Here is an 11,407-nt window from a genome sequence, read left to right on the forward strand (position 1 = left end):
ATGGAATTAAAAACAATCAAGCAAATAAAAGATTTGAAAAATAAGCAGGTTTTATTAAGAGTTGATTTTAATTGCCCCATGGAGAATGATCAAATAATTGATGACACTCGTATTAAATTGGTGTTGCCAACTATTCAATATTTAATTAAAAAACAAGCCAAAGTAATTTTGATTAGTCATTTAGGTCGTCCAAAGAAGCATTCTCAATCTTCCTTATCTTTAAAACCATTTTATAATTACTTAGTAGCAATGTTTTCAAAACAAGAAGTGGGGTTTGTTAATGATTGCCTTGGAAAGAAAGTTATTAAAGAGGTAAGCAAGTTAAAGGCAGGGAATGTTCTTTTGTTAGAAAATCTCCGTTTTTATAAACAAGAACAAGCTAATGAGGTTGATTTTGCTAGACAGCTGGCTAAATTGGCAGATATTTATATTAATGATGCCTTTTCTGTTTCTCATCGACAGCATGCTTCTGTTTCATCTATAACCAATTTTTTGCCAAGTTATGCCGGACTATTAATTAACAAGGAAATAAAAATTTTAACAGCTGTTTTAAAAAGCAAAGCACATCCTTTTGTGGTTTTAATGGGTGGTCAAAAAATATCAACTAAAATTAGCACTATAAAAAATTTATTAAACTTGGCTGATTCAGTTTTAATTGGCGGGGCTTTGGTTAATAATTTTTTAAAAGCTAAAACATATAATATAGGCAGTTCAATTTATGAAGCCAAAATGTTAACTGTTTGCAATGAGTTAAATAATCATAAAAAAATTATTACTCCAGTAGATTTTAAGGCGTGGTTAAATAATTCTTCTCAAAGCAAGTTATTAGAATTAGATGAATTAAATAGTTTCAATAATGATTTTGATATTTTAGACATAGGGGATAAAACCATTGACCTGTTCTCAAAACATATTAAAAATGCTAAAATAATAATCTGGAATGGGCCCATGGGGAAATTTGAAAACAAGAATTTTTCTAGAGGAACTAAATTAATTGCTCAGGAAATTTTTAATAATAAACAAGCTCGGATAATTATTGGTGGGGGAGATATAATCAGGGCAATTTCTTCTTTGATTACTGATTTTGATAAATTGCCAGCTAATGTATTTTTATCTACTGGTGGCGGAGCAATGTTAAAGTTTTTGTCAGGGGAAAGCTTGCCAGGAATTAAGCCATTATTATTCAATAAATAATTATTTAATATTTAATATTTTATGTCTAAAATAAAAAAAGTTTTTGCTCGAGAGATATTGGATTCTCGAGGAAACCCAACCATTGAAACAAAAATAATATTAGACAATGGGGTTGAGGCCAAGGCAGCCGTGCCATCTGGCGCCTCAAAAGGAAAATACGAAGCATTGGAATTGAGAGATAATGACCCTAATCGTTACTCAGGCAGAGGAGTTTTAAATGCTTGTAGCAATGTAATGGGCAGAATAGCCAATACCATTGTGGGGGGAACAGCAGAAATTCAATCAATGGATGAGACCATGTTGGCTCTTGATGGAACAAATAATAAAAGCAAATTAGGAGCTAATGCTATTTTGTCTGTTTCTTTGGCAATTGCTAGAGTTTGCGCCAAGGATGCTAATTTGCCTTTGTATGAATATCTTAGAAAAACATATAAAATACATTCTGAAAAATACAAAATGCCAGTACCAATGTTCAATGTTATTAATGGTGGCAAACATTCTGATTCAGGGCTGGATATTCAAGAGTTTTTAATTATTCCAATGGGAGGAGATAGTTTTAAGGATAGGGTTTTAATCGGGGTTGATATTTTTTCAGCTTTAAGAGATATTTTAAAAAGCAAAGAATTGACTTTTGCGGTTGGTGATGAAGGCGGTTTTGCTCCTAAACTAAAAAATACTAAAAAAGTTTTTGATTTATTGGCTAGAATTTCAGAATTCACCGAGCATTCGTTAGGCAAGGAAGTATTTTTTGGCATAGATGCAGCTGCTTCTGTTTTTTATGACACACACAAGAAGAGATATTTGTTTGAGAATAAAAAACGTTCTAGTGATGATATGTTAAAGTTTTACAGAAAATTGTTTAAAAAATATCCTATTTTTACAATTGAAGACCCGTTTGCTGAAGATGATTGGGATGTTTGGCCAAAATTAACAGCCAAAATTAAAGTTTTGAATGATGATTTTTTAGTGATTGGAGATGACTTGTTTGGCACAAATATAAAGAGATTGCAAAGAGGGATAGATAATAAAGTAGCTAATGCAATTTTAATTAAGCCAAATCAAATAGGGAGTGTTACAGAAACAATGAAATGCATTAGCTTGGCTCAGGATAATAATTATAAGATTGTTATTTCTCATCGTTCTGGAGAAACAAATGATGATTTTATAGCTGATTTAGCTGTGGCAGTTGGGGCTGATTTTATTAAAACAGGCGCTCCTAATAGAGGAGAAAGAGTGGCTAAATATAATCGATTAATGGAAATAGAGACAGAACTTATAAGTAGTCAACAAATTCTATAGTAATTTTGTAAATTAATGATAAATAAATCCAAGACAAGACAATCTGTCATGTTAGTTATTCTTGATGGGTGGGGAGTGGCCGAACCAAATCAAGGCAATGCTATTGAGTTAGCAAACACTCCTTTTTTTGATTTTTTGAAAAATAAATATCCATCCACAGAACTTTGCGCTCATGGCACTAGGGTTGGTTTACCCAAAAATCAAATAGGCAATTCAGAAGCAGGGCATTTGAATATAGGAGCAGGTAGAATAGTAGAGGATGACGCAGTTCAAATAAATAAAAGTATTAAAAACACCCGTTTTTTTAAAAATCCTGCTTTTGCTGAAGGCATCAGATATTTAAAAACCAATCAATCAAAAGTTCATTTAATGGGGCTGATAACTGAAGAAAACAGTGCTCATTCTTCTCCAGAACATTGGCTGGCCATGATTAATCTTTTAAGAAAACAGAATATTAAAGAGGTATTTCTTCATCTTTTTACTGATGGCAGGGATTCTCCACAACATCAAGCAGTCAAAATTTTAGAAAGGTTTGTTAAAGATTTTAAAGAAAATAATCATAATTCACATTTTAATAATAAAATAAAAGTTAGAATTGCTAGTGTTTGCGGGCGGTTTTATGCAATGGATAGAAAGAAAAAATGGGAGAGCACTGAACAAGCATATGATTTATTAGTCTTGGGCAAGGGCAGAAAAGCCCGGACTGCTAAACAAGCAATTGTGCAGGCCTATAATAGAAATGAAACAGATGAATTTATTTCGCCCACAGTAATAACTAACCATGTTAACAAGCCAGTTGCTTTAATAGATGATAATGATTTGGTTGTTTTCATGAACTTGCGTTCAGACAGGGCTAGAGAACTTTCCAAAGCATTTTGTCAGATAGAATTTAATAGCCAAAATCCAAATAGTTTTAAAAGAAAAAAAATAGTAGATGTTTTTTTTATAGCTTTAACTGATTTTGGTCCTGATTTAGGAGATATTAGAGTTGCTTATCCATCAATAGAAGTTAAGGATAGTTTACCAATTGCTTTAACTGGATTAACTCAGTTTTATATTGCTGAAACAGAAAAATATGCTCATGTTACATTTTTCTTTAACGGAGGACATGCTGGCCAAGTAGCTAATGAAGAGCAAAAACTTATTCCATCTAAAGATGTTAAAACCTATGATGTTGTGCCAAACATGAATTCAGATATTGTTTGTGATGAAATAATAAATAAAATTAAAGATGACCATCCTGATTTTATTGTTGTTAATTTTTGCGACCCAGACATGATAGGACATACAGGGAATTTGCAAGCAGGCATAAAAAGCATTGAACATCTTGATGTTGTTTTAAAAAAATTAGTTAAAAATAGTCAAGCAAATAATTATACTACCATTATTACGGCTGACCATGGCAATATAGAGAAAATGATAGACCTAGATACCAGTGAAATTCATACCAGTCACACGACAAATCCAGTACCATTTATTTTGGTTGATGAAAAATTCAAGACAATTAAATTAAGAAACAAGGGCAAGTTAAGTGATATTGCTCCGACTATTTTAGATATAATGAAGCAAGACAAACCAGCTAAAATGACTGGCAAAAGTTTGCTTATATAAATAAAAATTATGATAACCAATTCTAATAAAATAAAACCAGTAGTTTTAATCATATTAGATGGATTTGGGGTTGCTCCTCCTAGTCAAGGAAATGCAATCTCTTTAGCTAAAATGCCAGTTTTTAATCAATTAGTAAATGCTTATCCGTCCATGGTTATTCAGTCTTCAGGAGAGGCAGTTGGGCTTAGTTGGGGAGAGCCGGGAAATTCAGAAGTGGGACATCTTAACATAGGGGCTGGTAAAATTGTTTGGCAAAGCTTGCCCATGATTAACCAAGCAATCATTGATAATAGTTTTTTCAGCAATAAAGAATTTTTACAAGCAATTAATCATGCTAAAGAAAATAATTCAGACCTTCATTTAATGGGGCTTATTTCTAATGGCAATATTCATTCTTCTTTAAACCATCTTTATGCTCTTTTAGAAATGGCTAAAAAAAATAACTTTACCAGAGTATATATCCATGCTATTTTAGATGGACGAGATAGTCCTAGAGATTCAGCCCAGAGATTTATTAACGATGTTTTAGATAAAATAAAATCAATTGGCGTGGGACAGATTGCTACTTTATCAGGCAGGTTTTGGGCAATGGATAGAGACAATAGATGGGATAGAATAGAGGTTTCTTATTTGGCAATAGTTAAAGGGTTGGCAGAAAAAGAATACACAGACCCTTTGAAAGCAATTCAAGAGTCGTATAAACAAGAAGTTTACGACGAGCAATTAAAGCCAGTTGTTATTAAAAAAGAGATTAACCAGGAGTCATTTAAAATAAAAGATAATGATGCAGTTATATTTTTTAATTTTAGAGCAGACAGGGCCAGAGAATTAACCAGGGCATTAGTTTTAGATGATTTTAAACAATTTAAAACAATTAAAATAAAAAATTTATTTTTTTGCACCATGACAGAATATGAGCAGGATTTGCCAGTAAAAATTGCTTTTCCATCTGTTAGGATTGAAAATCCATTAGCAAAAGTAATCAGTGATAAGGGGCTAAAACAAATGCATATTGCTGAAACAGAAAAATATGCTCATGTTACATTTTTTTTAAACGGGGGAAGGGAACAGGCTTTTGATGGCGAAGACAGGAAATTAATTCCTTCACCAGGAATTTCATCTTATGACGCCAAGCCAGCTATGTCAGCTTATGAAATTCTTCATCAAGCGCTTTTTTCTATTGATAGTCAAAAATATAAGTTTGTGGCAATTAATTTTGCTAACCCAGACATGGTCTCCCATACTGGAAATTTACCTGCCACCATAGAAGCATTGGAATCATTAGATGAAATTCTGGGACAAATTGTAGATATTTCTTTAAAAAATAATACAGCTGTTTTGATTACGTCTGACCATGGCAATGCAGAAGTTTTAGTTAATCTAAGGACAGGAGAGATAGACAAAGAACATAATAATAATCCAGTCCCACTTATTATTATTGATAATAGTTTAAAAAAAGAAGATGCTTTATTGAGCCAAGTAGACCTAAATACAATGACACCTAGTGGTGTTTTGGCAGATATTGCTCCTACAATATTAAAAATAATGGGCATTGATAAACCAGATGAAATGACTGGCACGCCTTTAATATAATAAAAAATAATAATTAATTAAATTTTTTTATGGAAATAAAATATTTTACACAAGGAATTAATTTAACTCAAGAATCAAAAAATCTTTTAGAAAAAAAACTTCTAAAATTGGAACATTTTTCTAATAAAATATGGGAGGCAAAAATAGATGCTAGTTATAGAGCTACTAGGCCAAGAGAAAATTCTTTTCGTCTGGAAGTTAACTTAAAAATGCCAGACAGGATTTTGCGGGGAGTAGCCACTTCTTCAACTCTTCAAAATAGCATTGACCAAGTTGAAGATAAATTAAAACAACAATTAAGAAAATACAAAGGATTTATTCAAACCAGAAAAAGAATTACTCAAAAAATAATGAGAAAATTAAAATCAATAAAATAAATCAATGTCTTTTATATCTAAATATTTTAAAAATCCAAACGAAAAAGAATTAGACAATCTCAATCCAATGGTTGAGGAGATTAATGCTCTTGAATCAGATTTTGCTAAATTGTCTAACAAAGAACTGCTTGCTAAAACGAATCAATTAAAAGAAAAACTAAAAGCAGGGCAATCATTGGATAGTATTTTGCCTTTTGCTTTTGCTTTAGTTAGACAAGCGAGTAAAAAAACTTTAGACCAAAGACATTATAATGTTCAATTAGTTGGGGGAATTGCTCTTCATCAAGGGAAAGTGATTGAAATGAAAACAGGAGAAGGAAAAACATTAGCAGCTACTTTAGCTGTTTTTTTAAATGCATTGGCGGGCAAAGGTGTTCACGTGATAACAGTAAATGATTATTTGTCAAAAAGAGATGTGATTTGGATGGGGCAGATTTATCATGCTTTAGGCATGAGTGTGAGTTGTATTGTTCATGAATCAGCCTTTATTTATGACCCCTTGTATCTGAAAGAGGAAAATGATTTAGATAGAGACAAACAAAGAGATGAAATGGGAGGATTTAAGATAGAAGAATCATATCTTAGGCCGGTTTCTAGAAAACAGGCCTATTTGGCTGATATTACTTATGGTACTAATAACGAGTTTGGTTTTGACTATTTAAGAGATAATTTAGTTCAAGCTGAATCAGAGTTGTCTCAAAGAGAATTAAATTATGCTGTTATTGATGAAGTTGATAGTATTTTAATAGATGAAGCTAGAACGCCTCTTATTATTTCTGCTAAAGCAGAAGAATCAGCTGATTTGTATCAAAAATTATCCATTTTAATCAAGGCCTTAACGTCTGGCAAGGAATATGTTGTAGACGAAGAATTGAGAGCTGTCACATTGACAGAACAAGGAATGAATAAGTTATCAGAGACCCTTGGTAAGGATCCTTGGGAGAATAATGATTTTAATTTAATTCATCACATTGATGTGGCTTTAAAGGCAATGGTTCTTTTTCAAAAAGATAGAGATTATGTTATTAAAAAAGGAGAAATTATTATTGTTGATGAGTTTACAGGGAGGTTAATGGTTGGCAGAAGATATTCAGAAGGCCTACATCAAGCTATTGAAGCCAAAGAAGGAGTTAGTATAAAAGAAGAATCAAAAACACTGGCTACGGTTAGTTTTCAAAATTATTTTAGATATTATAAAAAATTAGCTGGCATGACAGGCACGGCTTTAACAGAGGCAGAAGAGTTTGATAAAATTTATAAACTTGAAGTTTTGGCTGTACCAACTCATAAACAAAGAAAAAGAGATGATTTAGCAGATGTTATTTATAGAACAAATCAGGCAAAATTAGCAGCAGTTATTCAGGATGTTAAAGAAAGGAATAAGCAAGGGCAACCAATTTTAATTGGCACGGGTGGATTTGCAATTGGAGAAAAGACAGTTGGGGCGATAGAGAAGAATAGAATTATTAAAGATATGTTAACCAAAGAGGGGATATCAGCCAATGTTTTAGATGCCACTAATCATAAAAAAGAGGGAGAAATTATTGCTCAAGCAGGTAGGGTTGGAGCAGTTACAGTGGCCACTAATATGGCTGGGAGAGGAGTAGATATTGTTTTAGGGGGAAATCCTATTGAACCTGATGCCCAGCAAAAGGTAATAGAATTAGGAGGACTTCATATTATTGGAACCGAAAGACATGAGGCTAGGAGAATAGACAACCAGTTACGAGGCAGGGCTGGCCGACAAGGGGACCCAGGTTCTTCACAATTTTTTATTTCTCTTGAAGATGACTTAATGCGTATTTTTGGAGGCAGTCGTTTAGCAGGCCTAATGGAAGGATTAAAAATGCCAGTTGATATGCCAATTGAAAGCAAGCTTGTTTCTAAATCAATAGAATCAGCCCAAAAAAAAGTAGAAGGATTTAATTTTGATACTAGAAAACATTTATTAGAATATGACGATGTTTTAAACAAGCATAGAGAGACAATTTATTCTAAAAGAAAGCTAATTTTAAAAATGAAGCACGATGAAATTAAATCAGCCATTTTAAAAATTGTTAAGACAGAGATAGGTATTATTGTTAATGGTCATTTTCCTAAACAAAATAATTATATTGAAGAAACTAAATTAAATGATTTTATACAACAAACAAATATTGCTATTAATTCTATTTTTCGCACAGAAAACAATATTATAAATGAACTTAAAAGTATTTGTAAATCAATTTTAGGCAATACTAGGCAAATATCTATTAAAAAAACAATTCAGACAAAAGAGAAAATAATAGAATATTTATCCACGCAGGCCATGGAGGCTTTTAATAATTTAGAAGAAAATATTAAAGCTTCATTAAAAGACAAGCAAGAGGAAATAATGACTAAAATTTGGCGTTCGCTTTGGTTGCAGAACATTGATAGAAGTTGGATTAATCATTTAGAAATAATTGATAATTTAAAAGGAGGAATTGGGCTAAGAGCTTATGGGCAGAGAGATCCATTAATAGAATATAAAGGAGAATCTTTTAAAAAGTTTAATCAGCTTTTAAAAGAAATAGACAAACAAATAGTATATTCTGTTTATAAAATTGGACCAACAGCCAAAGTTCATAGCGCTTCTATTAAAGAATTGAATTTACAGGGAGCTCCTAAAACAACTGTTAAAAAACAAATTGAGTTTAAGAGACAAACAGGCACTAAAATAGGGCGAAATGATATTTGTTTATGTGGCTCTGGCAAGAAATATAAAAAATGTTGTTATCCAAAATATGATTAAGTAGCTGGACAAAAATTTATTTTTTGTTAAAATACAAAAACTAGATACATATATTTATGGAAAGAAATAAAATTTGGACAATTTTTGTTTTTATCATCGCTTTAGCTGTTTTATCTTTACTAATTGATATTCCTCAGTTGCCAGAATGGGTGCCAGGGAATAAGTGGTTTTCAAAACAAAAGATTCATTTAGGATTGGACTTGCAAGGAGGAGCTCAGTTAACCTATCAAATGAATCTTGATGATATCCCAAGCAAGGACAGGGCTTCTTCTATTGATGGTGTTAGAGATGTTATTGAACGGCGGGTTAATGTCTGGGGAGTGTCAGAGCCAGTTGTACAAACAGCTAATGTAGGTAATTCTTGGAGATTACTGGTTGAGTTGCCAGGCATCAAAGATGTTAACAAGGCAATTGCTATGATTGGAGAAACTCCTATTTTGGAATTCAAGGAGCAAGCACCAGTTAAAGAAATTACGGCAGAAGAAAAACAAGCAGTAAAAAATTTTAATGAAGAAGTTAAAGTCAAAGCAGACCAAGCATTAGTTATGGCTTTAAAAGGAGAACAAGAATTTTCAGAATTAGTAGCCGAGTTTTCTCAAGAGCCAGGCGCAGATGAAAACAAGGGAGTGCTTGATTGGTTTAAAAAAGGAGTCATGTTGCCGGAATTTGAAAAAGTTGTTTTCGAAGATTTGAAAGTTGGAGAGATTACACAAGAGTTAGTAGAAACACAATTTGGATATCATATTATTAAAAAAATTGATGAAAGAACAAATGAAGATGGAGAATTAGAAGCAAAAGCTAGTCATATTTTGTTTTTTATTCAATCAGAGCAAACAATGATTAAGCAGCCAGAATGGAATTATACAGGGTTAACAGGCAAACAATTAAAAAGAGCTTATGTTACCTTTAATTCGCAAACAAATGATCCAGAAATTTCTTTAGAGTTTAATAAACAAGGAACAAAATTATTTGGTGAAATTACAACTAGAAACGTTGATAAACCAGTTGCTATTTTCCTTGATAATATTCCTTTAAGTATTCCAACAGTTAGAGAACCAATTACCACGGGCATGGCAGTGATTACAGGGAAATTTGCCTTAAAAGAAGCAAAGCAATTATCACAACGATTGGTGGCAGGTGCTTTGCCAGTTCCAATAGAATTGATTGGTCAACAGAACATAGGTCCTAGTTTGGGAAAAATTTCTGTCCAAGAAAGTTTTGTGGCTTGTTTGTTAGGTTTTTTGATTATTATAATTTTCATGATTTCTTTTTACAGATTTAGGGGATTGTTGGCTAGTTTTGCCTTGCTTATTTATGCTTTAATTGTAATGGCTTTGTTTAAGTTAATCCCAGTCACTCTTACTTTAGCTGGAGTAGCTGGTTTTATTTTGTCTTTAGGCATGGCAGTTGATGCTAATATTTTAATATTTGAACGATTAAAAGATGAGGAACGTATTGGCAAGCATATTTTTGCTGCTATAGATGACGGGGTTGCTCATGCTTGGACAGCTATTAGGGATAGCAATATTACAACTTTAATTGTTTGTTTTATTCTTTATAGTTTTGGGACAGGTTTGGTAAAAGGATTTGGATTAACCCTTGGCATTGGTGTTTTGGTTAGCATGTTTACAGCTATTGTTGTCACAAAAACATTTTTAAAATTAACAGCTCGAGAACATGATTAATTTTGTTAAACATAAACAAATATTTTTTTATTTTTCAGGAACTCTTTTATTGATTTCTGTCTTATCTTTGTTTTCTTTTGGTCTTAACTTAGGAATTGATTTTCTAGGGGGCAGCATGTTAGAAATAAAATACTTAGAAGAAAGTCCAACCGTGGATGAAGTTAGAGACAAGGTGGCTGATTTTGATGATTTAGGAGAGATTAAAATTCAAGCAACTAAAAATAATGGATTTATTTTAAGATTCAAAAATATAGACCAACAAACACATCAAGACATGCTGGACAAATTAGGAAAAGTAGAAGAACAAAGATTTGAATCAATTGGCCCGGTGATTGGAGAGCAGGCAGCTAAAAATGCTAGATGGGCAATAACGCTTGCTTTGCTAGCTGTTATTCTTTATGTGGCATGGGCTTTTAGAAAATTAGCCAGGATTTCTAGTAAAAAAGAATCATGGAAATATGGAGCCGGAGCTTTATTGGCTTTATTTCATGATGTTTTAATCTTGTTAGGGTTTTTTGCTATTTTTAATCATTTTAATTCCTCGGAAATAAACATAGATTTTATAATAGCAATTTTGACTGTTTTGGGTTATTCGATTAATGATACAATTGTTATTTATGACAGGATAAGAGAGAATTTATTGTCATTTAAGTTTAAGCATATGGCCGAAGCAATTAATTCATCCTTAAATGAAACAATTGTTCGGTCATTAAATACATCTTTAACAACTTTGTTGGTTTTATTAGTTCTTTATCTTTTTGGGGGAGAATCAATGAAGAATTTTGTTTTAGCAATGATGGTCGGGATTGGCATTGGGACATATTCTTCAATTGCCATTGCTAGTCAATTTTTATTATTTAAAAGAAAGTAAAAAT

Annotated in this window: 8 protein-coding genes; all 8 read left to right on the top strand. The window is 32.1% G+C overall.

The features are described 5' to 3' along the window. The 8 genes from ISS06_02085 to secF are packed head-to-tail and all read left to right on the top strand — an operon-like array spanning window position 1 to window position 11,403. Window positions 1-1,194: a phosphoglycerate kinase gene (locus ISS06_02085; protein ID MBL7053970.1), complete on the top strand. Its 1,194-nt coding sequence runs from the start codon at window positions 1-3 to the stop codon at window positions 1,192-1,194. 21 nt (window positions 1,195-1,215) lie between these two features. Continuing rightward, the gene (gene eno / locus ISS06_02090; protein MBL7053971.1) at window positions 1,216-2,493 is read left to right on the top strand and encodes a phosphopyruvate hydratase; all 1,278 of its coding nucleotides are present in this window, start codon (window positions 1,216-1,218) and stop codon (window positions 2,491-2,493) included. A 15-nt stretch (window positions 2,494-2,508) separates the two neighbouring features. Then, window positions 2,509-4,104, top strand: a complete 1,596-nt coding sequence (locus ISS06_02095; protein ID MBL7053972.1) for a 2,3-bisphosphoglycerate-independent phosphoglycerate mutase — start codon at window positions 2,509-2,511, stop codon at window positions 4,102-4,104. 9 nt (window positions 4,105-4,113) lie between these two features. Further along, a complete protein-coding gene (locus tag ISS06_02100) occupies window positions 4,114-5,697 on the top strand; it encodes a 2,3-bisphosphoglycerate-independent phosphoglycerate mutase (protein ID MBL7053973.1) in 1,584 nt (527 codons plus the stop codon). A 29-nt stretch (window positions 5,698-5,726) separates the two neighbouring features. Then, a complete protein-coding gene (gene raiA, locus ISS06_02105) occupies window positions 5,727-6,074 on the top strand; it encodes a ribosome-associated translation inhibitor RaiA (GenBank protein ID MBL7053974.1) in 348 nt (115 codons plus the stop codon). Between the two features lie 4 nt (window positions 6,075-6,078). Next, window positions 6,079-8,847, top strand: a complete 2,769-nt coding sequence (gene secA, locus ISS06_02110; GenBank protein ID MBL7053975.1) for a preprotein translocase subunit SecA — start codon at window positions 6,079-6,081, stop codon at window positions 8,845-8,847. 56 nt (window positions 8,848-8,903) lie between these two features. After that, window positions 8,904-10,532 (top strand): protein translocase subunit SecD, encoded by a 1,629-nt coding sequence (secD, locus tag ISS06_02115; GenBank protein MBL7053976.1) that lies wholly within the window; start codon window positions 8,904-8,906, stop codon window positions 10,530-10,532. Continuing rightward, on the top strand, window positions 10,525-11,403 hold the full coding sequence (secF, locus tag ISS06_02120) for a protein translocase subunit SecF (protein ID MBL7053977.1): 879 nt from the start codon (window positions 10,525-10,527) through the stop codon (window positions 11,401-11,403). Before secD ends, secF begins: the two co-directional genes overlap by 8 nt. Window positions 11,404-11,407: the final 4 nt, after the last annotated feature.

The sequence above is a fragment of the Patescibacteria group bacterium genome (genome assembly GCA_016784145.1).
Taxonomy (GTDB): domain Bacteria; phylum Patescibacteriota; class Patescibacteriia; order UBA2591; family UBA6264; genus BS150m-G65.